The organism is Mesorhizobium sp. M1217 (assembly GCF_040318275.1).
Classification (GTDB): Bacteria; Pseudomonadota; Alphaproteobacteria; order Rhizobiales; family Rhizobiaceae; genus Mesorhizobium.
This window is the reverse complement of the sequence record NZ_JAMYMA010000002.1, coordinates 358,249-379,920: the sequence shown is the minus strand read 5'-3', so window position 1 is coordinate 379,920 and position 21,672 is coordinate 358,249. Positions and strand designations below refer to the sequence as shown.

Below are 21,672 nucleotides of genomic sequence, written 5' to 3'. Positions count from 1 at the left end.
CGGCGCGCCGTCCTTCACATCGCGGTAAAGCCGTTATCCACGAACAGATGGGCGCCGTTGACGAAGCTGGCCTCGTCGCTGGCCAGGAACAGGGCTGCCCTCGCCACCTCTTCCGGCTCGCCGATCCGCCCCTGCTGCGCCGCCATTGCCGCGTCTGAGACATCGACGCCGAGTTTGTCGAGATCGGCGACCTCGCGCAGGCCATGCGGCGTCCTGATGAAGCCGGGGCAGACCGCATTGCAGCGGACGTTGCGGTCGCGGAATTCGACGGCAATGGCACGCGCGAACATGTGGCAGGCACCCTTGGTGGTGTCGTAAAGCACCTCCATCGGCGTCGCCGCCACCGCCGAGATCGACGAGGTGCAGACGATGGAACCGCCGCCGGCGGCGATCATGCCGGGCAGCACGGCGCGCGTCATCAGGAACATCGAACGCACATTGACGGCATGCAGCCAGTCCCATTCCTGCAGCGTGGTCTCCAGGAAGGGTTTGATGACGATGGTGCCGGCATGGTTGAACAGAACCGTGACCGGGCCGAATTTTTCCATCACGCCCTTCACCGCCGCTTCGACCTGCCGCTCGTCCGATACGTCGGCGACCCAGTGCTCGGCGACCTGGCCGCGTTGCCTGATTGCCGCTGCGGTGGCAGCCGCCGCTTCGCCGTTGCGGTCGATGATCGCCACCTTGGCGCCCTCCGCCGCGAAAAGCTCCGAGGCCGCACCGCCCATTCCCGTCGCGCCGCCCGAAATGATGGCGACCTTGCCGGCCAGTCTTGTACCCATGTTTTGCTCCCTGCTGCCTTGCCGTGACGTCGCGGCTTTCCGCTCAAGCAGCGATGCTATCCCTCATCCATTGGATGGCCAAGGAGCCACAGACACATGGACCGGACGTTTTCTGCCGTCACCCCGGCACGCCTCAAAAAGGCAGCGCTAAGCAGTAAAAGCACTAATTTGTCTAGCAGTTGGAGAAAATTGTTCTAAAGATCGCGCGAAAATAGCACTCGACAAAGTCTACTGATTTTATAGATTAAGCGCCGAGACGGAGGTCGATATGTCCTATAGCCAGAACGCTCAGACTGCCCGCAAAGGCCAAAGGCTGAGTTCCGACCAGGTATGGCGGCCGGCCTACGCCGGCGCTTTCGCTTATCTCGTCTTTGCCCTTGCGTTCGTATTCACCGGGGCAGTGGTACTGGGGCTGATCCCCTGATTTGTAAAGGCTCTGATCGTCGAGGCTTCCTCGGGATAGCGGCCTGCCGTTTGCAGAAATTCCGGAGTTGAATGAACCGAATGCCGGTGCGCTTTCGCGCGCCCTGATTCAACGTGATGGAGGAGATGGCAATGCCGATCGAGTTCACGCATGTTCCCGGTAAGATCCACGCTGCCGACGCCAGCTTTTTCTACGACTTTGTCGAGACCGCGACGAAGCTGTCACTGATCGAGGATGCCGGATTCCAGAAGATCGTCATCGACGACCAGGCCGGGCTGCTGACCAATATGGACCTTGCCGCCCAGACGCTGGACCGGACCTCCTCCCTCGAGGTCGTGCTCACGCATTGGGCGGGCGTGATCGAACCAACCGTGGCGGCGCGGCAGCTCGCTGCCCTCGACGCGAGAAGCCGTGGCCGGCTGTCGCTCAGGATGCTCAGCGAGCCGCTGAGCGACGACGATGCCGAGGCACGTCCGGCCGGCCATACGGTGGTCTGGCAACGCATCGACGAATATCTGGTGCTACTGAAGCGGTTGTGGTCGAACGACAGGCCGTTCGACCATGAAGGCGCCTTTTACAGCGTCAACGGCGGCTATGTGCCGCGCAAGGGGCCGCATGGTGCCGACGTGACCATCCGCATGGGCGGACAGTCGGGCACGGCGCTCAGGGTCGCGGGCAGGCATGCGGATGTGTTCGAGCTGGCGCCCGGCTCGCTTGCAGAAATCCGACAGTCAATGGAGCGCGTACGCGGCGCTGCCGCCGAACACGGTCGGGCCGGCAAGCTGCGTTTCGCGCTTCCCGTCCGAATCCGTTCGGAAGACCGAATCCGTTCGGAAGATAAGCCGGCCGCTTCCTGCCAGAAGGCGCTCGAACTTGCCGGGCCGCCGGCGCAGGTCGCGCTGTCGCTGCTTTCCTACGCCGCTTTGGGGATCAAGGAGTTCATGATCGTCGGCGTCGACAGGCCGCGCGAGATTGCGACTGCCGGCCGCGAGGCGATCGCACTGCTGCGCAACTCGCTGGCGCGGCGCGAGGCCGATATCCCTCAGCCGGGGGCGTTTGCGTCCCGTGCGACACAGGGCGCGAGAGCCGGCTGCTGAAGAGCCCCCGTCGTCCCGCGCCTTGCTGACGGGTCTACCACCATTCCGGGAAAGCCGCGTGAGCGGCCCTGGCCAGCGTCGGGATTTCCTGATCGGGAACGGAGCTGTAGGGCCAGAGCAGTCGCGGGCCGAGTGGCGCCCAGCCGCCGGCCGCCGCCATCGCCTTGTCGAGCGCTGCATCGCTGACATTGTAACGGGTGCGAAACGGTAGGACATGTGCGGCGAGGAAGGCCTGTATGCGGGCCTCGACCTCGGCAGCGGCGGCCATGTCGGTGCGGATCATCTGCCACCACTGTACCGCACCCTTCGGGTTGAGGCAGGCAACGTTGGAATAGCTGCCATGGGCTCCCCCAGCATAGCCTGTCGCCAGCGTGTGGCCGGGGACGAAGACGGAGAATCCGTCCAGTTTGTGGCGCATATCGGCATACCAGTCGGCGTCACCGCCCGGCAGTTTGGCGCCGACCAGCGACGGCACGGCCGCGCGCAGCCGGGCGATGCCTTCGAGTGTCAGGCGACGCTTGGCGTGCGGCGGGTTGTAGAGCACCAGCGGCGTTTCGGGCGCGGCCTCGCAGAGGCGGCCGACAAAACGCATGACCTCGTCGTCGCTGGGCGGCCACCAGTCGGGCAGTGTGAATTGCACCGCCGCCGGGCCAAACGCCGAGACCCGCGTCAGCCGCTCCAGTGCGACGCGCGGATTGGACTGGCTGATGCCGATCTGGAAAGGAAGGCGCGCGCCGCCGGCTGTTGCGGCGACCAGCCCACAAAGCCGGTCGAATTCGGGCTCGGTCTGGCAATGGAATTCGCAGGCCGTGCCATTGGAATAGACGCCGTCGACGCCTGACGCGCAAAGCCGCGCGATCGTCTCTTCCGTCGCCTGCCAGTCGATCGCTCCGCGATCGTCGATGGCCAGCATCACCGCGCCCCAGACGCCGCGCGGTGCGTGTGCGGGCAAGCGGGCCAGATGGTCGTCGAGGTCAGCGTGCACCGGCGATCTCGTGTTCGTGGCGGGTTTCGTTCGACGCGAAGGCAGCCTCGATAATGCCGATGATCTTGCGTGCATAGAGACCGTCGACCGGCACCGGCGTGTCGTCGGCAATGGCATCGCGCATCGCGCTCCATTCGCGCACCAGCGCGTTGTGCATCCAGTTCGGTTCGAATGAACCGGGCAACTCGGTCCAGACCGTATCGCGTCCAAGCATCGTGCCGCGATCCATGTCGATGCGCAGCGTTCCCTGCTCGCAGACCAGATCCATGGCGTAGGTGGTAGCGCCGGTGCGATAGCCGATGCTCTGCACCTGGCCGATGCCGCCGCCGGCGAAGCGCAGCCCAAGCAAGGCGCTGTCGTCTGCTTCCTGGTCATGGAACTTGGCGCCGAGCATGCCGCTCACCGACACGACATCGTCATCCATCAGCCAGACCAGGCGGTCGAGCGCGTGGATGCCGGCCGTCAACAGCATGCCGCCGCCGGTCGACTTGCGCAGATGCCAGTCGCGGCGATTGTGCTCCATCCATAGCTTGATGATCCAGCTCGATCCGATGAGCGGCCGGCCGAGCTCTCCTTGCTCCAGCTTCTGCCTGGCTGCCATGCAGGGCAGGGCGAAATGCATGAGATGGGCGACCATCAGCTTGACGCCGCTATCGGTTACGGCGGCGTTGATCGCGTCGCAGGCAGCCGCCGTCGGCGCCATCGGCTTTTCGAGCAGGATGTGCTTGCCGGCGTTTGCTGCGCCGATGGCCATTTCGGCATGGAGATGGTGCGGGGTGGCAATGAGGACCGCGTCGACCTCCTTGTCGTCCAGCAGCTTGCGCCAATCAGTGTAGCCGCAGCCGCCATATTCGGCGGTGAAGCGCTGCAGCGCCTCGGCATTTCCACGAGAGGCGGCGACGAGACGAATCCCTCCCACCTCACGGATTGCCCGCGCATGGGCTGCGCCGAAATCGCCGGCGCCGATAATTCCTATCCCAATCATGATCCTGCCTTTTCATAAGCGGCGTCGATCAGAGACATCGCCGCAACATAATCCTCGATGGACACCGGCGGAGGCGCCTTTCTGGCCAGCCGGTCAAGCGTATCGCGCATGAACAGACGATAGCGCGTTGCCGGCAGTTCGACCGGCAAATCGGCAACGGCCGCATCGTCGAGCGTTGCGCAGGTGGCATGGTCGCCATGATCGATGAGGGTGGCATTGGCACTGACGATACGCCACTCGAAGTCACCGCCGGGGCGCATCGAGGCAAAGGTGTAACCGGCCTCGACGATGAACACCGCGCCGGCCTCGTCTTCCAGCACCAGCAGCGCATGGTCCTCGACCGGGCCGGGATGAATGCGGTTCGCGATCGAAACGCTTTTCAGGCCGAGCTTGCCGGTTGCGAGGCTGAGTGCCGCGTCGACGCCGTGTATGCCGAGATTCCTCAACGCACCCCCGCCGCCAACCGCCGGATCGACGACCCAGGCGACACCGTCGGCGATGTAGCGTTGCGGCGGGCCGTTGACCAGCCGGAACTGGCAATGCGCCACCGGCCCGGCGCGACCTTGCCGGCGCAGCCGTTCAAAGCCGGCAACGGCCGGCCCGAAACGGTTGGGCAGGGGAACAGCGACAAAAGCCTGGTGCTGCCTGGCAAGCTCGCGCAGCGCCATCAGTTCCCTCGTATGGCTGGCCGCCGGCTTCTCCAGGATCAGCGGTATCCCTGCCGCGATGATCGCGCGTGCCCGCGCCGGCACCCTCGAAGGGTGCCCCATCAACAGGATCGCATCCGGCGGGCTGGAGAGTATCTCCGTGAAATCTTTGATAAACGGCAGATCGTGGTGCGCGGCGAACCCATGCGCTTGGCCAGGATCCTCGTCCCAGATGCCGGCGATCTCCGCACCGTAAAAGCGTGCGGCGTCGAGGTGCATTTCGGCGTGCCAGTGGCTCGAGCCGGCGAGGGTAATCTTCATTCGAAGGCAGCAGGTTTGTTATGGGCTTGCAGGATATCCTACAAGTAGCTATACGACAAGCGGGCAGGCTAATCCGGCGGATGATGAAAGCAGTGGGATGGCGGAACTGAAGTCGATCGAACCGTTGAGCAGACCGCCGCTTCTTCACGTCACCGTGCAGGAAAGCCTCAGGGCCTATATCGAAAGCAACCAGCTCAAGGCAGGCGATCCCTTGCCGCCGGAAACGTTCCTGGCGCAGCGGCTCGGCGTCGGCCGCAACTCCGTGCGGGAAGCCATCAAGGCGCTGGAATCGATCGGCATCCTGGAGACGCGGCGCGGCATCGGCGTCTTCGTCAAGGAGTTCTCGTTCAAGCCGCTGCTGGATAACCTGGCATACGGCTTGCAGGATTCGCTGCGCGATGTCGAAGAGCTGCGCGAAATCCGCCGCGTGCTGGAAACCGGCCTCATCGCCAAGACGATCGAGATGATCAGTGCCGAGGATATCGAGGCGCTGCGCCAGTTGACCGAGCGCATGCGGCAACGTGCCGAGCGCCATGAGAGCTTCGCCGAAGAGGACCAGCAATTCCACCAGCTGCTGTTCCGCTGCCAGAACAATCACATGCTGAGCGCACTGATCGACATCTTCTGGACGGCGTTCGACAAGGCCTCGAATTTCACCAATCTCGATAATCCGACGCCGCTGGCGACATGGCGCGACCATCACGAGATCGTCGAGGCTGTCGCCGCCAAGGATGTCGACCAGGCGCGTCGGCGGCTCGACGACCATTACCGGGGGATCCAGCAGGTTATCGCCAAAAACCGAGCAAGCTGAAGAACAACCTGAATATGCCAAGGGAGGAAACCATGCGCATCAGGACCATCGCATTCTCAGTCGCCGGGCTGCTGCTCGCCAGCATTGCCCCATTGACCAATGTCCAGGCACAAAGCGCCAAGACCATTGCGGGCGGCTTCGACGTCGGCCCGGGCGGTTTTCCCAAGAACTTCAACCCGCTGGTCGCGACCGGCGGCTACACCTGGCTCAGCACCTATTTCGAACCGCTGGTCATCTTCAATGCCGGGCTGACCGAGATCGAAGGCGACCTCGCCAAGGACTACAAGATCAGCGACGACCAGCTGAGCTATACGTTCAACCTGGTCAACGAGACCTGGCATGACGGCAAACCGTTCACCTCGAAGGACGTCAAGTTCACCCTCGAGCTTGCCAAGAACAAGGCCTCCGGCAGCCTGTTTGCCGCCCGCCTCGCCAACATCGCCTCGGTCGATGCACCGGATGACCACACCGCAGTGGTGAAGCTATCGAAACCGAACGGCTCGTTTCTATCCATCCTCTCGCAGCTAATGATCCTGCCGGAGCATGCCCTGGTCGCTCTGCCGCCGGAATCACTGGCGACAAGCACCTGGTGGTCGACCGCTCCGGTTGGCACCGGCCCGTTCAAGTTCAAGCGCTACGTGACCGACCAATATGTCGAACTGGCAGCCGATGACGACTATCGCAGCGGCAAGCCGAAGGTAGACGTGCTCATCAACCGCTATTTCGAGTCGCCGGCGGCGGCCGTCGCCGCGCTCCGCGCCGGCGAGATCCAGTTCACCTATGTCGAGCCCGACGATGCGGCATCCTTCAAGAGCGACAGCAATTTCAAGGTGATCGAAGGTGCCTCGTACGTGGTCAACTATATCGGCCTGAACCAGAAGGTCGACCTGTTTAGGGATATCCGTGTCCGCCAGGCGATTATGTATGCGATCGATCGCAACGCCATCGTCGACAGCCTCTACGGCGGTGCCGCCAAGCCAGCCAATTGCGGCTATGTCGCGCCGCATCTCGTTCCGGCAGACCTCGAACCCTATGCCTACGATCCGGCAAAGGCCAAGGCGCTGCTGACCGAGGCGGGCTGGGACAAGATCAATGGCGACAAGCCGATCACCTTGCTGACCTATTACGGCTCGCCGCAAGCGGCCAACGTGATGGCCGCTGTCCAGTCGATGCTGGCCGAGGTCGGCATCAATGTGGTGCCGCGGGTTGTCGATACGCCGACCTATAACGGCATCGTCTACAAGGAAGGCACGCCGGACTGGAACGCATTTCCGATGGTCTATGCCGGCCTGCAGAACGGCCCCAATCCAGCCGGCCTCAATCCCGGCCTCAACAAGTCGCAGATCCCGCCGGCAGGCTTCAACACCATGCGTATCGAGTTCGACGACCTGAGCACCGCGTTAGACGCCGCGCTCGGCCAGACCGATCCGGCCAAGCTCGACGCCTCCTGGCAAGAGGTCTGCAAGGTGATGAACAAGGAGCTGCCCTGGGCGACGTTGTGGGTGGCCAACCGCTATGGCGTGGCCTCCAACAGGCTGCGTGACTTCGTCTGGACGCCGGCGCCGGGCGGCGGCCCCTACGCAGCTCACCCCGAGCGCTGGGACATCCAGTAAGAACCCCGAAACGAAGCGAGCAGGCGGGACCACTTTGGCGCCCCCTGCCACGGCCACGGAAAGCCCATGTTGAGCTTCATCGCCCGCCGCAGCAGCACAGGACTGCTGATGCTGGTCGCGCTCAGCGTCCTCATCTTCATCCTGCTGCGGCTGGCGCCGGGCGATCCGATCGACGCCTATATCAACCCGTCGGTCCCCATGTCGGCTTCCGACCTCGAGGGCCTGCGCGAACGGCTCGGGCTCGATCGGCCGCTTCCCGTGCAATATCTCGCCTGGCTGCGCGCGGCGCTGAGCGGTGACTTCGGCTATTCGATCCAGCGCAGCGGCGTTGCCGTGCTGCCACTGGTCATGGAACGCATCGGCCCGACGGCGCTGCTGATGGGCACGGGCCTGGCGATCGCCATCGTGCTCGGCATTTCCGCCGGCATTTTCAGCGCGGTGCGCCGTAACGAACCGTCCGACATCGCGCTGTCGGTGCTGTCGTTTATCGGTATCTCCAGCCCGGCTTTCCTGACGGCGCTGCTCGGTCTCTATTTCTTCTCAGTGCTGCTGCGCTGGGCGCCGTCCGGCGGCATGCAGACGGCCGGCGCGCCGTTCTCGATGACGGATGTGCTAGCGCACCTCATCCTGCCCGCTTGCCTGCTATCGATCGGCCATGCCGCGCTGATCATGCGCTACATGCGCGCTTCGCTGCTGGAAGTGCTCAACCAGGACTACGTGCGGACGGCGCGCGCCAAGGGCGTGCGCGAGTTCTGGGTGATCATCAAGCACGCCACCCGCAATGCGCTCTTGCCGGTCATTACCCTGATCGGCTCGACCGTCGGCATCGCCGTCGGCGGCGCCATCTTCCTGGAAAGCGTGTTCAACTGGCCGGGCATGGGACTGCTTCTGGTCAACGCCGTCGGCACCCGCGATTACCCGGTGATCATGGGCGCTACCCTGGTGATCGGCGTTTGCGTCATCCTGGTCAACCTCTTGACCGACGTCGTCTATGCCGTCGTCGACTCGCGCATTCAGGTGGCATGATGGCAATCACCGCGCCAGATCCTACAGTTGACCCGACAGCCGTGCCGCAAACCAGAGGCCCGCTTCGCCGCGCGTTCGACCGCTTTTTTGAAAACCGAGCGGCACGCGCCGGGCTTTTGATCGTCATCCCGATCCTGTTGGCGGTTTCGACCTATCCTCTGTGGTGGCCGTTCGGCCCGAACGCCATCGACCTCAGGGCGATGAACAAGGCGCCGTCCGCCATTCATTGGCTGGGCAGCGATGGCGTTGGGCGTGATGTCATGGCACGGTTGCTGCAAGGCGGGCGGATCTCACTGCTGGTTGCCATCTGTTCGGTTGCCATCTCGACCGTCATCGGCTTCCTGATCGGCGCCGTCGCCAGCTTTGGCGGGCGTCTCGTCGACGGAACGGTGATGCGCCTGGTCGATCTGGCGATGACGCTGCCGCCGGTGATCTTCCTGCTGGTGCTGGCTTCGATTGCCGGCACCGGCATCGCCCCGACCATCCTGGTGATCTCGCTGCTCTCTTGGCCAGTGCTGTCGCGCATGGTGCGCGCCCGGCTGCTCGAACTGCGCGAGCGCGATTTCGTCGTTGCGGCCCGGGGCATGGGCGCGGGGCTGCCGCATCTGCTGTTCCGGCATGGCCTGCCCAACTGCATCGATATCCTGGTCGTCTACGCCACCTTGCAGATCGCCAACGCCATCCTGCTCGAGGCCGGCCTGTCCTTCCTCGGCCTCGGCATCGCACCGCCCGAAGCCAGCTGGGGCAACATGCTCAATCTCGCCCGCTCCACCGTCGTGCTGGAAAATTACCCCTGGCAATGGATGTTCCCGGGCGCCGCACTGGTGCTCACCGTGCTCGCCATCAACTTCATCGGCGACGGCTTGCGCGACGCATTCGACCCTCGCTCCGATCTCAACTGACCTCAAAGGTTCATCAAAATGCCCCTGTTTACCGGCGTCGTGCCACCTGTCGTCACCCCGCTCAATGCCGATTTCAGCATCGATTTCCCGTCGTTCACCCGCACCATCGAGAACCTGCTCGACGGCGGCGTCCACGGGCTGTTCGTGCTCGGCTCGACCAGCGAGGTGGTCTTCCACGACGAGGCAGGCCGCAGGGCCATCCTCGAGCATGCAGTCAAGGTCAATAACGGCCGGGTTCCGATCTTCGCTGGGGTCATCGACCCGACGACCGATCGTGTCATCAACCACGCACGCATCGCCAGATCGGCCGGCGTCGACGCCATTGTCGTCACCGCGCCATTTTATACCCGCACCAGCCAGCCCGAGATCGGCGATCATTTCCGCTACATCAAGGATGCGATCGACCTTCCGGTCATCGCCTACGACATCCCGGTCTGCGTTCACATCAAGCTGGAGCGCAAGACCACCGTCGGCCTTGCCCGGGAAGGTGCCATCGCGGGCATCAAGGATTCCAGCGGCGATGACGGCAATCTGCGTTACGTGCTCAAGGACATGGCCGATGACCCGGGGTTCTTCGGCATGACCGGCTCCGAAATCCTGGTCGACAGCGCGCTGGCCATGGGTGCGCATGGCGTCGTGCCGGGCCTCGCCAATGTCGACCCGCATGGTTACGTCAGGCTGTGGAAGCTGACGCAGGCCGGCCAGCATGCCGAAGCACGGCTAGAGCAGGAGCGATTGTTGAAACTGTTCGAGATCGTCTGGATCTCGCTCGGCAGGACAAGCGCCGGCTCGGCCGGCGTCGGCGCCTTCAAGGCAGCTATGAAGAGCCTCGGCATCATCGCCTCGAACACCATGGCGCGGCCGCAACGCAGTCTGAACGGGGAGGAAACCGCAAAGATCGACATGATCCTTCGCGACGTGGGGCTGCTCCGCTGAGTGTCGCGCCGATACTCTCGATTTCCGGCCTGCGCGCGGTGTTCCGCATTGCGGGGCGCGACATCGCGGCGGTAACGGATGTCGACCTGACGATCGGCTCCGGCGAGACGGTGGCGCTCGTCGGCGAATCCGGATCCGGCAAATCCGTCACCAGCCTGTCGATCATCGGCCTGTTGCCGAAAAGGGTCGGGCATATCGCTGAGGGGTCGATCGCGCTGCGGCGCAAGAACGGCGCGGTCACCGAGCTGACCAGCCTCGATGCCGAGTCGCTGCGCAAGATACGCGGCAACGAGATCGGCATGGTGTTCCAGGAGCCGATGGCCAGCCTCAACCCGGTCTACACGATCGGCGAGCAGATTGCCGAGCCGATCCGCATCCATCTCGGCAAATCGCATCGCGAGGCAGAAGCAGACGCGGTGCGGCTGCTGGAGCAGGTCGGCATTCCCGATCCGAAGCGGCGGGCGCGACAGTATCCGCACGAGCTGTCGGGCGGGATGCGCCAGCGCGCCACTATCGCCATGGCCCTGTCCTGCGATCCAGGCTTGCTGATCGCCGATGAGCCGACAACCGCGCTGGACGTCACAATCCAGGCCCAGATTCTCGATCTTTTGGCCGAGCTGCAGGCGCAGCGCGGCATGGGCATCCTGTTCGTCACTCACAATCTCGGCGTCGTAGCCGAAATTGCCGACCGGGTAGCGGTGATGTATGCCGGGCGTATCGTCGAAACAGGTCCGGTGAGCGAAGTGTTCACCCGCCCGCGTCATCCCTATACTGCGGGGTTGATGCGCTCGGTGCCGAGGCTCGGCGAGGCCACGGCGCTGAAGATAGCGGGGACGCCGCTGCCGACCATTGCCGGAAATGTTCCGTCGCTCGCCTTGCTGCCCAAGGGCTGTTCCTTCGCGCCGCGCTGCCCGATGGCTATCACTGCCTGCCGCGCCGCGGTGCCGCCATTGTTTGCGGCGACGCCGACCCAGCAAAGCCGCTGCCTGCGCTGGGAGGAGCTCTGATGGAGGGCGCCCCGTTCCTATCGGTCAAAAACCTGACCAAGCATTTTGCGCCGACCGCGTTTTCGCGCGGCCCCATCGTCAGGGCACTGGAGGATATTTCGTTCGAGGTCAGGCGTGGTCAGGTGGTCGGGCTGGTCGGCGAATCCGGCTCCGGCAAGACCACGATCGGCCGCTCGGTGCTGCGTCTGATCGAGCCGACATCCGGCCAGATCAGCTATGGCGGCACCGACATCACCAGGCTGGGTGCCGCCCAGTTGCGCCGCCAGCGCCGCAAGATGCAGTATATTTTCCAGGATCCCTTCGCCAGCCTGTCGCCGCGCATGACGATCGGGCAGATCCTCACCGAAGGCTTGGACATTCAAGGCATTGGCAGGAAATCCGAGCGGCGGGCGAAGGCCGAGAAGGCACTTGCCGCGGTCGAGTTGCCGGTCGACGCCTATGATCGCTACGCCCATGAATTCTCGGGCGGCCAGCGCCAGCGCATCGGCATCGCCCGGGCGCTGACGCTCGAGCCGGAATTCATTGTCGCCGACGAGCCGGTCTCGGCGCTCGACGTCTCGATCCAGGCCCAAATCATCAATTTGTTGCGCGACCTGCAGCTCCGGCTTGGGCTGACCATGCTGTTCATTTCGCACGATCTGGCCGTGGTCGAGTACATCTGCGACACGGTCATCGTGCTCTATCTCGGGCGCATCATGGAGGTTGCGCCGGCGGCCGAGCTCTATGCCCGGCCGCAGCATCCCTATACGCGCGCGCTGCTGTCGGCCATTCCGTCGCTCGATCCGTTGGCCAGGCAAGACCGGCAGGTGCTCAAGGGCGATATTCCCAGCCCGGCAAACCCGCCGTCGGGCTGTGTTTTCCGGACCCGTTGCCCGTTTGCGCTGGAGGCTTGCGCCGGGGCTATGCCGCCGCTGAGGGCGACAGCCGAGGGTCATCTGAAGGCCTGCATCCGCGACGACATCGCTTAGGTTTTTGCCCTCGGCCTACGGGAGAACTTGGGCGAGATGGACAAGGTCGTCGGCCACAAAGTCCCAGCTCTCACGAGGCGAGAGATCGGTCGTCTGCGCCGGACCATGCTCTTTCGGCCGAGCAACAAAAGCGGTTCCGATACCGCACCTTCGTGCCGCAGCCAGGTCGTCGTTATGCGCGGCGACTAACACGGCCTCCGAAGGTCGCACCCCCAGGATCTCCACTGCGCGGAGATAAGCCTGTGGCGCAGGCTTGTAGGTGCCGAACACATCCGAGCCAAGGACGGTGTCCCAAGGCAGGCCCGAGCGCTTGGCCATGTCCAGCAACAGCCGGGTATTGCCCCCCGACAAGGGCGCGATGATGAAGCGTTCCTTCAGCCTCGCAAGGCCTTTCAGCGAATCGGGCCACGGCTCCAGCCGGTGCCAGGCGAGATTGAGTTCTTCAAGTTCGGTGGCCGGCAGCGCGGATGGGGTTAGCCCGAACTGGACGAAGGCGGCGTCCAGATTCTCCTTGTTGATCACGTCGAGTGAAACGAAAGGCCGGTGCCCCGTCCGCACCGCCTCGGTCGAGGCGTCATAGCGCAACGCCCATGTATCCGCGAATTCACCGGGATCGACCTGCTGTGCACCGTTTCGCGCGAGGAAGGCGCCAGCCTCCCTTGCAATACCGTTGCGCCAGTCAACGACGGTTCCCAGAACGTCGAAGAATAGAACTCGAGTAGCGGTCATATTGAGCTTTCCGGTCGGGTTGCGGTGGGTGTCCTGCCGCATCGGTCGCGATAGGACGGATCGGCCTCGTCGAGCTGCTGATCAGATAATCGAAATGTTTAAAAGCCTGATCGCGAAGGTGGTTCCCCCGACCTCATTGAAACGTCGTCGACGCCAACCCATATGCAATCCGCGTCGGATGTTTCCTCCCATTCGTCCGGCGCGTTCCCCTCTGAAGGTTTTCGACCTTCACATCTGGCCGGGCTTTGCAGCCCGGCCTTTTTTCTGCGGGTTGGTGAGTGAGCCGAGATCATGGCGCAGGCGTGCCCAGCGTATCGATGCGTTTGGTCAGCGCCGCGGGATCGCCAAGCACGCGCAGCGTCTTCAGCCGCGCCGGTGCCGCCGGCGACGATCGAGACCGCTGACGCCGGCACATCAAGAGCCTTGGCCACCAGCCTTTCCAGCGCTCGATTGGCGACGCCGTTTTCCGGCACGGCGCGGACACGGGCTTTTAAATAGCTTCGCCCATCCGCCGATGTCTCGATGCCTTCCAGCCTGTCCATCGCTGATTTCGGCGTCAGCCGGACGAACAGGTCGGTGCCGTCGGCGCGCGTGCGGAACGGCGCGCTCATGGGACGCCTGAACTCAGACGACCAGCGAAAGCACGGTGGTGAGCAGGAACTGCCGGATGAAGAACAGGATCAGCAGCAGGATGATCGGCGAGATGTCGATGCCCCCGAGATCTGGCATGAAGCGGCGGATCGGCCGCAGCGCCGGCTCGGTCAGCCGATAGAGCATGTTGCTGATGGTGTCGACGAACTGGTTGCGCGAGTTGACGACGTTGAAGGCGTAGAGCCAGGAAAATATCGCCGAGGCGATGATGATCCACCAGTAAAGGTCAAGCGCCATGACAATGGTCTGAATTAGGGCGATCATGCCGGTCTCCGATTGTTGCCGACATGTAGCCACTGTAGGTGAAAGCGGCAAGAGCCGCCTTCCGCCGCATGGCAAAGCCGGACGAGCGGCCGAACGGCATTTCGGCAGCAAGCGCAGTCTTGACAGGAAACCGCAGCGGCCGATAAAAGCCCCATCCGCTGGACGGGGCTGTAGCTCAGCTGGGAGAGCGCGTCGTTCGCAATGACGAGGTCAGGAGTTCGATCCTCCTCAGCTCCACCAGCGGATTTTTCGAATCCCCTTGCCTGGTTGCATGCCGAAGACAGCGGCCTTGGGCGCTGTTCCGCTTGCGCAAGCTTACTCGGGCAGGGGCGATTTCGCGACGCCGAGAGAAGGCCGCTCGCGACTTGCGGCCATCGACCGGCTTTACGAACGCGTTAGGCATCGGGCGGCAAAGATCAGCCTCTCAGGTCGCTCGTCCGGCAGGCCAGAGGGCGTTGCCTCCTTCTCCAACCTTCCGAACGACCCCCTAACCTTGCTGCGCTGAGCGTCGCTTCGGCACCATGACCACCTCGAAAAACGCCCCGTAAGCCATCCGTAAGCCACGTTATCGGAACCTCACCCCGTCGATAAAAGTCGATTGCCGCAGGCCCTTCGCCTGTGTCCATCGATCAGGCGGCGGGGGTTTGAAATGGCGGCTACTTCAGCACTTCGAGACAAAATCCGCGACGCCGGACCGAGCGCGCAGAGCGGTTCCAAAGGTTCTCAGCGCGGCCGGCACACAGCACCACCGGCAGCCTGCAAGCGCAGTTCCAGCGCGTCTTCAGGGCGTGCCGGCCGAAGCCCGCCAGGCTCTCGCAAACAGCTTGAATCGGCACATGCCTGCAATCGGCTCTAGGTGGAAGAGCCGATGTCGAAGCTTCACGCCAACCTGCTTCTCCTGCTTGCCGCCGCTTTGTGGGGTTTCGGCAATGTCTCGCAGAAGACTGTGCTCGGATATCTCGACCCGCTGAGCGCGGCCGGCATGCGCTGCCTGATCGCCGGACTTCTGGTGCTGCCGCTGATGATTGGAGAAAGCCGGGTAGCGAAGACCAAAGGTTTTCGCGCCAGCTTGGCAAGGGTCGGCGCGCTATTCGCCATTTCGATCGTTCTGCAGCAGATTGCCTATCTCGGCACCTCGGTCACCAATGCCAGCTTCCTGATCAGCACCGCGACCGTGATGACGCCGGTTGCAGCGTGGGTTCTGGTCGGGGAGCGGCTGACCGCGACGGTCGGGTTTGCCGCCGGCATGACCCTGATCGGCGCGCTGCTATTGTCTGGCGGCATCGCCGGCTTCAATGGCAGCGACACGACGGTGGTGCTGTCGGCCGCATGCTATGCATTGTGGACGGTCGAGCTCGGCCGCCACATGCAAACCCATGGGCGCCCGTTTGCCACCATGGCGGCGCAGTTCCTCGGCACTGCGGCGGTCACCCTGCCGCTAGCCCTCTCGCATGGCAATTTGTCGGTCGCGACGGCACTCGATGCCTGGCCGCAACTGCTTGTGCTCGGCGTGTTCTCGACTGCCGCCGGCTTCGGCATCCAGACCGTTGCCCAGCGCTTTACCTCTGCCAGCCACGCAGCGGTGATCGTCAGCGCCGAAAGCCTGTTCGGCGCGACTGGCGTCGCCCTTTTTCTCGGTGAGCGGATCTCGCCCATGGGGGCTCTCGGCGCGATGATGATGCTCGGCACCATCCTCTATCTCGTCACCTCGCCCGGGCCGGCGAATCCGGCCGATCCCGTCATATCATCGCTGGAGGGAGCTCCATGAGCTTTGCCGACGCGAGCGGATTCCAGGCTGGGCTTGCGCTCGGCATGGCCTCGATGGCCTCGATAGGGCCGAACAACCTGATGATGATCAGGGAAGGCTTGCTGCGCGGGCGGGTGATGTTCGTGGCGAGCCTGGTGTGGGCGACCTATGTCGCCCTGATCGCCATCTCCTATATGCTCGGCAGCTCGATCGCCGGCCTCGATCCCTCACTCGGAACGGCGCTCTCCTGGCTTGGCCTGGCGGCGGTCTCCTGGTTTGCGGTGAAATCCTTTCGTGCAGCATTGGCCGTCGGCGAGGCCGAGGACCGCTCCGGCAAGGCCGAGACCAGCCGCTCCTGCGTAGCCCGCGTCATGGGCGTGGTCGGGATGAACCCGCTGACCTACGTCGAGCGGCTGTTCGTGCCGGCGGCGTTCGGCCAGTCTTTCGCTGCGAGTGGTACGCAGCTCGAATTCATGGTGACGCTGATCCTGATGTCGGCGCTCGGCTGTTACGGCTATGCGCTCGGCGGCGGCCTCGTGGCGCCGCTGCTGCGCAGCCGTGCCAGCCTGCGCATCTTCGATCTCATCTCCGGGCTCATCCTGTCCACCGTCGCATTGGTCATGGCCGTGGGGCTCGTCTCGCCATGACCGCCCGTAGCAAACGCCCGCTCATCGTGCCGTCAAATGCCACCGCAGCTGAAAAGGAGGATCCAATGCAATTCGACAACGACCGTGCGCCGTTCGGCCGGCATTTCGCGCTTTCAATCTGGAACGACGCGCCGGCCAGCTGGCGTGATGCCTCCGGGCTGGTCGATCGCCTCTCCTTCGAGCCGTCGATTATCGACTTAAAACCGAAATCTGCCGGCCCCAGTCGGACCGCCCGGGCGGTGTCGCGATTTGCGGCTGCCATCCGGGCGCGCATTTCCGGTCCGGGCGGCTACTACAATCTTGGCAACGCGCTGGGGCTGGCAATGGGCGTGGCGATGCAGCTCGCCACCGGCCCTGAATGGGGTGCCGGCACCCTGTTCGACTATTTTGCCGGCAGCGGCAGCGCCGTGGCGTTGACGCTGGCGACGTCGATCTTCTTCTGCAGCGGCGAAGTCTATCACCGCGCCTGGGCTGGCCGCGATGTCCCCGATCCGGCGCTTAACCGGCGCGCCGATCTCCTGTCGGGGCTCGGCGCGATCGGGCTCGGCGTAGCGCTGTTCCTGCTCGGCCAACCGGTGCTGGCTGCGACTGCCGGACTGCTGCATGCGTTGGGAAAATTCGGCAGCGCCGTGTCCGGCATGATTGTGCCCGGTTGGCCGGCCAGGTGGCCCGATCCGTTCCGCAGCGCAGTGTTGGCCAGCCGCCTGCCTGCGGCATTGGCGGCAGCCCTTTCGGCCGGCTCCGCCGTGCCTGAAGTGTGGTCGGGGGCCTCACCCGCCCTTGTCACCGCGCCGCTGACATTGCTCGCCTGCTACGCGCTGTGGGCGAGGGCCGACCTTCTGCTGTTTGCCGACGCCGGCGAAAGCCCACCAACCCGTTCCGCCGCGGCGGGGCAGGGCGACTAGAGCCGCGCCCGCAGGACCATCGTTCAACTGAAGCCAAATGGAGACAGAGCCATGTTCGGAATTTTCAATGACGACGATGCGCCTTCCCTGGAGGGGCTGCTCTATCCGACGCAGACCCGTATCGGCACCGTCTGGGTGTTCGGCGGCGCCCGCGCCGGCAACGACCGGCGCCTCGCGCAAGCGGCCGCGGCGCTGGGCCGCGAAATCGGCAGTGCCGGCATCCGCCTCGTCTATGGCGGCGGCGGTGAAGGGTTGATGGGCGCCGTGGCTTCCGCGGCGGCAGACGCCGGCGGCGAGGTGATCGCGATTGCGCCGCACTTCCTTCTGGAGCGGATGCGGATGCCGCGCGGCGTCGCCCAAATCATAGCGGTTCCGGACATGCACATGCGCAAGCGGCTGATGTTCGACTATGCGGATGCATTTGTAGCGCTGCCGGGCGGAATCGGCACCATCGAGGAACTGGCCGAAGTGATGACCTGGCGCAAGCTCGACCGGCACGACAAGCCGATCCTGGTCGCCGACTTCTTCGGTTTCTGGTCGCCCTGGCTCGACCTGCTCGATCATCTCGAGGAGGCGGGGTTTCTCAGCGGCCACGTGTCGACGGCATGTCTTGTTGCCGACGTGCCGGCGGCAATCCTGCCGATGCTGCAGCGCGGCGTCTGCTTCACGCAAACGCAGCAAGGCGCGAGTACCGTCGGGCGCACCGCTCAATCTCTGGCACCCGTGGCGACACCATGACCGGAGCTGTCGATATGAAGGACCGCTTCGAAGCCATAGCGAACCCAAGCTGCCGGTTCGATATCTGGGACAATGAGAGCGGCGAGCCCGTGGTCCATCGCGGCCGATTGCTCTCCGTTGCCACGACCAAGACGGCGGAGCGGATCGCCGGCTTCCTCAACGAGACAGCCGCGGCCGGTGAGGCCGAGCCGGCCCGAGAAGGGCCGGGCAAGGCTTAGACCAGTCCGCGCTTGGCCATCATTGCTTCCGGTGAAGGCATCTTGCCGCGGAAGGCGGTGTAGAGTTCTTCGGGGTCCTTCGAGCCGCCGGCGGCGTAGATGTTCTTGCGCAGCCGCTCGGCCAGCGCCGGGTTGAACGGATCGCCTGCTTCCTCGAAGGCGGCGAAGGCGTCGGCGTCGAGCACTTCCGACCACATGTAGGAATAATAGCCGGCCGAATAGCCATCGCCGGCAAAGATATGGCCGAAATGCGGAGTGCGGTGACGCATCGCGATGGTGTCCGGCATATTGAGCCTTTCGAGCGTTTCGGCTTCGAAACGAAGCGGCTCTTGCGGCGCCTCCGGGCGCGCATGGTAGGCCATGTCGACCAAGGCCGAGGCGGTGAACTCGACCGTGGCGAAGCCGGCGCCGAAGGTGCGCGCCGCCAGCATCTTGTCGACCAGCGCCTTTGGCATCGGCTTGCCGGTCCTGACATGCAGCGCATGTTTTTCCAGCACCGTCGGCACCGTCAGCCAGTGTTCGTAGAGCTGCGAAGGCAGCTCGACGAAATCGCGGCTGACCGAGGTGCCAGCGACCGACGGCCAGGTGACGTCGGTCAGCATGCCGTGCAGGGCATGACCGAATTCGTGGAACAGCGTCTTGGCTTCATCGACCGACAGCAAGGCGGCCTCGCCGGCCGGCGGCTTGGCGAAATTCATGATATTGTAGATGACCGGCTTCGAGCCAGGACCAAGCTTATAGCCGGATTTGAGTGCACTCATCCAGGCGCCGGAGCGTTTCGAGGGTCGCGCGAAATAATCGGCGAGGAAAAGGCCGCGCTCGCTGCCGTCGGCATTCTTCACGACGAAAACACGTGCGTCCGGATGCCAGGTGGCAATGCCCTTCTTTTCCTCGAAAGAAATGCCGAACAATCGTGTCGCCACGTCGAAACAGGCGTCGATGATGCGGTCGAGCTGCAGATACGGCTTCAGTTCGGCCTCGTCGAAAGCGAATTTCTCGGCGCGCAGCTTCTCCTGATAGAAGCGCCAGTCCCAGGCGGCGAATTTTTCATTGCTGCCGGCCTCGGCCGCCAGCCGCTGCAATTCGGCCTGGTCGGCGGCGGCCTTCTCCAATGCCTTTTTCCAAACCGGGTCGAGCAGCGTATGCACCGCCTCCGGCGTCTTGGCCATTGTGTCGTCGAGCTTCAACGCGGCATATGATTCGTAGCCGAGCAGCTTCGCCTTTTCGGCGCGCAGGCGCAGCATGTCGCGCACTACGTCCGTGTTGTCGGTGGCGCCGCCATTCTGGCCACGCATGATGAAGGCGCGGAACGCCGTCTCGCGCAGGTCGCGGCGTTCTGAGAAGGTCGAGAACGGCTCGTAGATCGAACGCGACAAGGTGACGGCGTAGCGGCCCTTCTGGCCGCGCATCTCGGCGGCTTCCGCCATCGAGCTTTTCAGGAATTCCGGCACGCCGGCAAGGTCAGCCTCGTCGAGGAACAGCGCCCAGTCGCGCTCGTCGGCAAGCAGGTTCTGGCCGAAATTGGTGCCGAGCGACGACAATTCCTCGTTGATCGACGCCAGCCGCTTCTTGCCTTCGGCGTCGAGCCTGGCGCCAGAGCGGACGAAGTTTTTCCAGGTCTTTTGCAAGACCCGCAGCGTTTCGGCATCGAGCTTCAAAGCATCGCGGCGCTGATAGAGATCGTCGATGCGGGCAAACAGTCGCTCATTCATCGAAATCGCCGAGAAATGCCGCGACATTTTTGGCGAGATGTCGCGCTCCAGCGCCTGGATCGCCTCATTGGTGTGGGCGCCGGCGCGGCACCAGAAGATCGACGAGACATGGTCGAGAGCCTCGCCGGCGAGTTCGAGTGCGGCAAGTGTATTGTCGATGGTCGGCGTCTCGCCGTTGCCGGCAATCGCCTCGATCTCGGCCTCATGCGCCTTCAGGGCCGCGTCGAAGACCGGAGAAAAATCGCCGTCGCCGATGCGCGTGAAATCGGGCAGGCCGAGCGGCCCTTGCCATGCGGTCAGCGGATGGGCGGCGAGGTCGACGGTGGACGGCATGGGCAAACTTTCGCTGAGTGGGTGGGAGAAGCGGATCGTCACCGATGTAAGGCGCCGGCCGGTTCCACGCAACAGCACGCCCCGTTCATGATTTCCTCAGTAGCCGTCGCAGTTTTCCGCGATCGCGGCTTGCGAACTGGCGGTGATCTGGTCGTTGGCGACCGCAAAGGTCTCCTGCATCAGCATGTCGTTGCTGGGAAAATCATAGCAGGCGATCACAGTGGTGACGCCGCCCTCGGTCTTCTCGATCCGGTGGCGGATTTCGGCGCCGGCGACGGCGCCTTGCCACTCGGCGATCGAAGCGATGAATTCCTGCTTGCTTTGCACGACGCCGAGGTCGTCGAGCTTGATGCGGACGTCGTCGGCGAGCAGGTCCGACAATTCGGTGCGGTCGGCGACGAGCAGTGCCGAATACCAGCGGTCGATGATCGCGCTGTCGTCGGCGCGGGCGAAATCTGCCGAGCACAGCAGTGCTGCCGCCGCGAACGCGACCGGAATTCGCACCATGCCCTTGTCTCCTACTCCGTCTCCGGCCGCTCGAAATCGCCGGTCTCCTTGTTCATCACCCAAAGCTCACCGGTCGAAATATCGAACCAGGCGCCGTGCAGCGATAGCCGCCCCTTGCCTTCGAGGATCGAGACGCAAGGGAAGGTACGCAGATTGGCGATGGAATATCGGATCGATATGCGCTCCAGCGCGGTCTGGCGCTCGGTCGCGGTCATGAAGGTGCTGGACGATACGGTCTCGGCCGCCGGCGCGATCAGGCTCATCCATTTGCCGATGAAATCACCTGGCGACAACGGCGCGGCCGTGGTGTCGAGTGCCGCGCGGATGCCGCCGCAGCGGCCGTGGCCCATCACCACGATGTTCTTGACCTTGAGGCTCTGCACGGCAAATTCGAGCGCTGCCGATGTCGAGTGGAACTGATCGTCGGGCGCATAGGGCGGCACCAGATTGCCGACATTGCGCAGCACGAACAGTTCGCCCGGCCCGGCATCGAAGATCGCTTCGGGCGCAGCGCGGGAATCGCAGCAGGCGACGATCATAGTTTCCGGTGCCTGGCCTTCCCGGGCCAGTGCGCGATAACGCCCGCTTTCGGTGAGATAGCGGCCACTCATGAAATTGCGGTAGCCGGTGAGAAGATGCTCAGGAAGATGGGGCATGGGCAGCGGCGGGAGCCTTTCCGGGTTAAAGGCACGGTTCAATCCCGAAAGGCTCTAGCGC

Annotated in this window: 23 protein-coding genes, 1 tRNA gene and 1 pseudogene; 15 read left to right on the top strand and 10 right to left on the bottom strand. The window is 64.0% G+C overall.

What is annotated here, in order from left to right:
- Nucleotides 1-14 precede the first annotated feature (14 nt).
- Complete coding sequence (locus NKH37_RS04565; RefSeq protein WP_352480998.1) at nucleotides 15-782, bottom strand: SDR family NAD(P)-dependent oxidoreductase; 768 nt, start codon at nucleotides 780-782, stop codon at nucleotides 15-17.
- Nucleotides 783-1,050: 268 nt separating this feature from the next.
- On the opposite strand from NKH37_RS04565, the gene NKH37_RS04560 reads away from it, so the two are divergent.
- Both NKH37_RS04560 and NKH37_RS04555 read left to right on the top strand, forming a co-directional pair.
- Nucleotides 1,051-1,206 carry a hypothetical protein gene (locus NKH37_RS04560; protein WP_292657228.1) on the top strand — a complete coding sequence of 52 codons (156 nt, stop codon included), beginning with the start codon at nucleotides 1,051-1,053 and terminating at the stop codon, nucleotides 1,204-1,206.
- Between the two features lie 131 nt (nucleotides 1,207-1,337).
- Nucleotides 1,338-2,303, top strand: coding sequence for an LLM class flavin-dependent oxidoreductase (locus tag NKH37_RS04555; RefSeq protein ID WP_352814958.1), 966 nt, complete (start codon nucleotides 1,338-1,340; stop codon nucleotides 2,301-2,303).
- 34 nt (nucleotides 2,304-2,337) lie between these two features.
- Here the strand turns inward: NKH37_RS04555 and NKH37_RS04550 are convergent, their stop codons facing one another.
- The 3 genes from NKH37_RS04550 to NKH37_RS04540 are packed head-to-tail and all read right to left on the bottom strand — an operon-like array spanning nucleotide 2,338 to nucleotide 5,241.
- The gene (locus NKH37_RS04550) at nucleotides 2,338-3,288 is read right to left on the bottom strand and encodes a dihydrodipicolinate synthase family protein (RefSeq protein ID WP_280940428.1); all 951 of its coding nucleotides are present in this window, start codon (nucleotides 3,286-3,288) and stop codon (nucleotides 2,338-2,340) included.
- Nucleotides 3,278-4,273: a Gfo/Idh/MocA family protein gene (locus NKH37_RS04545; protein WP_353004005.1), complete on the bottom strand. Its 996-nt coding sequence runs from the start codon at nucleotides 4,271-4,273 to the stop codon at nucleotides 3,278-3,280. The genes NKH37_RS04550 and NKH37_RS04545 overlap by 11 nt, the downstream gene beginning before the upstream one ends.
- The gene (locus tag NKH37_RS04540) at nucleotides 4,270-5,241 is read right to left on the bottom strand and encodes a Gfo/Idh/MocA family protein (protein ID WP_352480996.1); all 972 of its coding nucleotides are present in this window, start codon (nucleotides 5,239-5,241) and stop codon (nucleotides 4,270-4,272) included. The genes NKH37_RS04545 and NKH37_RS04540 overlap by 4 nt, the downstream gene beginning before the upstream one ends.
- 97 nt (nucleotides 5,242-5,338) lie before the next feature.
- On the opposite strand from NKH37_RS04540, the gene NKH37_RS04535 reads away from it, so the two are divergent.
- The 7 genes from NKH37_RS04535 (at nucleotide 5,339) to NKH37_RS04505 (ending at nucleotide 12,504) form a co-directional block, all read left to right on the top strand.
- The gene (locus NKH37_RS04535; protein ID WP_031194640.1) at nucleotides 5,339-6,052 is read left to right on the top strand and encodes a FadR/GntR family transcriptional regulator; all 714 of its coding nucleotides are present in this window, start codon (nucleotides 5,339-5,341) and stop codon (nucleotides 6,050-6,052) included.
- Nucleotides 6,053-6,084: 32 nt separating this feature from the next.
- The gene (locus tag NKH37_RS04530) at nucleotides 6,085-7,665 is read left to right on the top strand and encodes an ABC transporter substrate-binding protein (RefSeq protein ID WP_353004003.1); all 1,581 of its coding nucleotides are present in this window, start codon (nucleotides 6,085-6,087) and stop codon (nucleotides 7,663-7,665) included.
- Nucleotides 7,666-7,731: 66 nt separating this feature from the next.
- Complete coding sequence (locus tag NKH37_RS04525; RefSeq protein ID WP_353004002.1) at nucleotides 7,732-8,691, top strand: ABC transporter permease; 960 nt, start codon at nucleotides 7,732-7,734, stop codon at nucleotides 8,689-8,691.
- Nucleotides 8,688-9,593, top strand: a complete 906-nt coding sequence (locus NKH37_RS04520) for an ABC transporter permease (protein WP_502895832.1) — start codon at nucleotides 8,688-8,690, stop codon at nucleotides 9,591-9,593. The genes NKH37_RS04525 and NKH37_RS04520 overlap by 4 nt, the downstream gene beginning before the upstream one ends.
- Before the next feature lie 18 nt (nucleotides 9,594-9,611).
- Nucleotides 9,612-10,529 carry a dihydrodipicolinate synthase family protein gene (locus NKH37_RS04515; protein WP_353003998.1) on the top strand — a complete coding sequence of 306 codons (918 nt, stop codon included), beginning with the start codon at nucleotides 9,612-9,614 and terminating at the stop codon, nucleotides 10,527-10,529.
- A complete protein-coding gene (locus NKH37_RS04510) occupies nucleotides 10,526-11,536 on the top strand; it encodes an ABC transporter ATP-binding protein (protein WP_353004160.1) in 1,011 nt (336 codons plus the stop codon). The genes NKH37_RS04515 and NKH37_RS04510 overlap by 4 nt, the downstream gene beginning before the upstream one ends.
- On the top strand, nucleotides 11,536-12,504 hold the full coding sequence (locus tag NKH37_RS04505) for an ABC transporter ATP-binding protein (RefSeq protein ID WP_352788029.1): 969 nt from the start codon (nucleotides 11,536-11,538) through the stop codon (nucleotides 12,502-12,504). Before NKH37_RS04510 ends, NKH37_RS04505 begins: the two co-directional genes overlap by 1 nt.
- Before the next feature lie 15 nt (nucleotides 12,505-12,519).
- Here the strand turns inward: NKH37_RS04505 and NKH37_RS04500 are convergent, their stop codons facing one another.
- The 3 genes and pseudogenes from NKH37_RS04500 to NKH37_RS04490 all read right to left on the bottom strand — a co-directional run bounded on the left by NKH37_RS04500 (nucleotide 12,520) and on the right by NKH37_RS04490 (nucleotide 14,148).
- Nucleotides 12,520-13,275, bottom strand: coding sequence for a haloacid dehalogenase type II (locus NKH37_RS04500; RefSeq protein WP_353003996.1), 756 nt, complete (start codon nucleotides 13,273-13,275; stop codon nucleotides 12,520-12,522).
- A 247-nt stretch (nucleotides 13,276-13,522) separates the two neighbouring features.
- A pseudogene (locus NKH37_RS04495) lies at nucleotides 13,523-13,844 on the bottom strand (DUF167 family protein).
- Nucleotides 13,845-13,857: 13 nt separating this feature from the next.
- Nucleotides 13,858-14,148 (bottom strand): YggT family protein, encoded by a 291-nt coding sequence (locus tag NKH37_RS04490; RefSeq protein WP_023678162.1) that lies wholly within the window; start codon nucleotides 14,146-14,148, stop codon nucleotides 13,858-13,860.
- Between the two features lie 164 nt (nucleotides 14,149-14,312).
- Here NKH37_RS04490 and NKH37_RS04485 point away from each other — a divergent pair.
- From NKH37_RS04485 to NKH37_RS04460, 6 genes are all read left to right on the top strand, one after another.
- Nucleotides 14,313-14,388: transfer RNA gene (locus NKH37_RS04485), tRNA-Ala, on the top strand.
- A gap of 628 nt (nucleotides 14,389-15,016) precedes the next feature.
- Nucleotides 15,017-15,916, top strand: coding sequence for a DMT family transporter (locus tag NKH37_RS04480; protein ID WP_353003994.1), 900 nt, complete (start codon nucleotides 15,017-15,019; stop codon nucleotides 15,914-15,916).
- Complete coding sequence (locus tag NKH37_RS04475; RefSeq protein WP_023721330.1) at nucleotides 15,913-16,542, top strand: LysE/ArgO family amino acid transporter; 630 nt, start codon at nucleotides 15,913-15,915, stop codon at nucleotides 16,540-16,542. The genes NKH37_RS04480 and NKH37_RS04475 overlap by 4 nt, the downstream gene beginning before the upstream one ends.
- A 65-nt stretch (nucleotides 16,543-16,607) precedes the next feature.
- On the top strand, nucleotides 16,608-17,447 hold the full coding sequence (locus tag NKH37_RS04470) for a hypothetical protein (RefSeq protein ID WP_031194636.1): 840 nt from the start codon (nucleotides 16,608-16,610) through the stop codon (nucleotides 17,445-17,447).
- A gap of 51 nt (nucleotides 17,448-17,498) precedes the next feature.
- Complete coding sequence (locus tag NKH37_RS04465) at nucleotides 17,499-18,185, top strand: LOG family protein (RefSeq protein WP_353003992.1); 687 nt, start codon at nucleotides 17,499-17,501, stop codon at nucleotides 18,183-18,185.
- The gene (locus tag NKH37_RS04460) at nucleotides 18,182-18,403 is read left to right on the top strand and encodes a hypothetical protein (protein ID WP_353003991.1); all 222 of its coding nucleotides are present in this window, start codon (nucleotides 18,182-18,184) and stop codon (nucleotides 18,401-18,403) included. The genes NKH37_RS04465 and NKH37_RS04460 overlap by 4 nt, the downstream gene beginning before the upstream one ends.
- Here the strand turns inward: NKH37_RS04460 and NKH37_RS04455 are convergent.
- The 3 genes from NKH37_RS04455 to NKH37_RS04445 all read right to left on the bottom strand — a co-directional run bounded on the left by NKH37_RS04455 (nucleotide 18,400) and on the right by NKH37_RS04445 (nucleotide 21,611).
- Nucleotides 18,400-20,454, bottom strand: a complete 2,055-nt coding sequence (locus NKH37_RS04455; protein ID WP_353004159.1) for a M3 family metallopeptidase — start codon at nucleotides 20,452-20,454, stop codon at nucleotides 18,400-18,402. The two genes, NKH37_RS04460 and NKH37_RS04455, sit on opposite strands and share 4 nt — an antisense overlap.
- Before the next feature lie 90 nt (nucleotides 20,455-20,544).
- Entirely contained in the window at nucleotides 20,545-20,955 is a 411-nt protein-coding gene (locus NKH37_RS04450; RefSeq protein ID WP_023721325.1) for a hypothetical protein, read from the bottom strand.
- A gap of 11 nt (nucleotides 20,956-20,966) precedes the next feature.
- A complete protein-coding gene (locus NKH37_RS04445; RefSeq protein ID WP_023721324.1) occupies nucleotides 20,967-21,611 on the bottom strand; it encodes a carbonic anhydrase in 645 nt (214 codons plus the stop codon).
- Between the last annotated feature and the right edge of the window lie 61 nt (nucleotides 21,612-21,672).

Coding starts and splice junctions, on each gene's coding strand:
- NKH37_RS04515 (WP_353003998.1), top strand. CDS start 9,612: ATGCCCCTGTTTACCGGCGTCGTGCCACCTGTCGTCACCCCGCTCAAT.
- NKH37_RS04445 (WP_023721324.1), bottom strand. CDS start 21,611: ATGCCCCATCTTCCTGAGCATCTTCTCACCGGCTACCGCAATTTCATG.
- NKH37_RS04490 (WP_023678162.1), bottom strand. CDS start 14,148: ATGATCGCCCTAATTCAGACCATTGTCATGGCGCTTGACCTTTACTGG.
- NKH37_RS04480 (WP_353003994.1), top strand. CDS start 15,017: ATGTCGAAGCTTCACGCCAACCTGCTTCTCCTGCTTGCCGCCGCTTTG.
- NKH37_RS04535 (WP_031194640.1), top strand. CDS start 5,339: ATGGCGGAACTGAAGTCGATCGAACCGTTGAGCAGACCGCCGCTTCTT.
- NKH37_RS04460 (WP_353003991.1), top strand. CDS start 18,182: ATGACCGGAGCTGTCGATATGAAGGACCGCTTCGAAGCCATAGCGAAC.
- NKH37_RS04505 (WP_352788029.1), top strand. CDS start 11,536: ATGGAGGGCGCCCCGTTCCTATCGGTCAAAAACCTGACCAAGCATTTT.
- NKH37_RS04520 (WP_502895832.1), top strand. CDS start 8,688: ATGATGGCAATCACCGCGCCAGATCCTACAGTTGACCCGACAGCCGTG.
- NKH37_RS04470 (WP_031194636.1), top strand. CDS start 16,608: ATGCAATTCGACAACGACCGTGCGCCGTTCGGCCGGCATTTCGCGCTT.
- NKH37_RS04450 (WP_023721325.1), bottom strand. CDS start 20,955: ATGGTGCGAATTCCGGTCGCGTTCGCGGCGGCAGCACTGCTGTGCTCG.
- NKH37_RS04545 (WP_353004005.1), bottom strand. CDS start 4,273: ATGATTGGGATAGGAATTATCGGCGCCGGCGATTTCGGCGCAGCCCAT.
- NKH37_RS04500 (WP_353003996.1), bottom strand. CDS start 13,275: ATGCGGCAGGACACCCACCGCAACCCGACCGGAAAGCTCAATATGACC.
- NKH37_RS04465 (WP_353003992.1), top strand. CDS start 17,499: ATGTTCGGAATTTTCAATGACGACGATGCGCCTTCCCTGGAGGGGCTG.
- NKH37_RS04530 (WP_353004003.1), top strand. CDS start 6,085: ATGCGCATCAGGACCATCGCATTCTCAGTCGCCGGGCTGCTGCTCGCC.
- NKH37_RS04555 (WP_352814958.1), top strand. CDS start 1,338: ATGCCGATCGAGTTCACGCATGTTCCCGGTAAGATCCACGCTGCCGAC.
- NKH37_RS04565 (WP_352480998.1), bottom strand. CDS start 782: ATGGGTACAAGACTGGCCGGCAAGGTCGCCATCATTTCGGGCGGCGCG.
- NKH37_RS04540 (WP_352480996.1), bottom strand. CDS start 5,241: ATGAAGATTACCCTCGCCGGCTCGAGCCACTGGCACGCCGAAATGCAC.
- NKH37_RS04560 (WP_292657228.1), top strand. CDS start 1,051: ATGTCCTATAGCCAGAACGCTCAGACTGCCCGCAAAGGCCAAAGGCTG.
- NKH37_RS04525 (WP_353004002.1), top strand. CDS start 7,732: ATGTTGAGCTTCATCGCCCGCCGCAGCAGCACAGGACTGCTGATGCTG.
- NKH37_RS04475 (WP_023721330.1), top strand. CDS start 15,913: ATGAGCTTTGCCGACGCGAGCGGATTCCAGGCTGGGCTTGCGCTCGGC.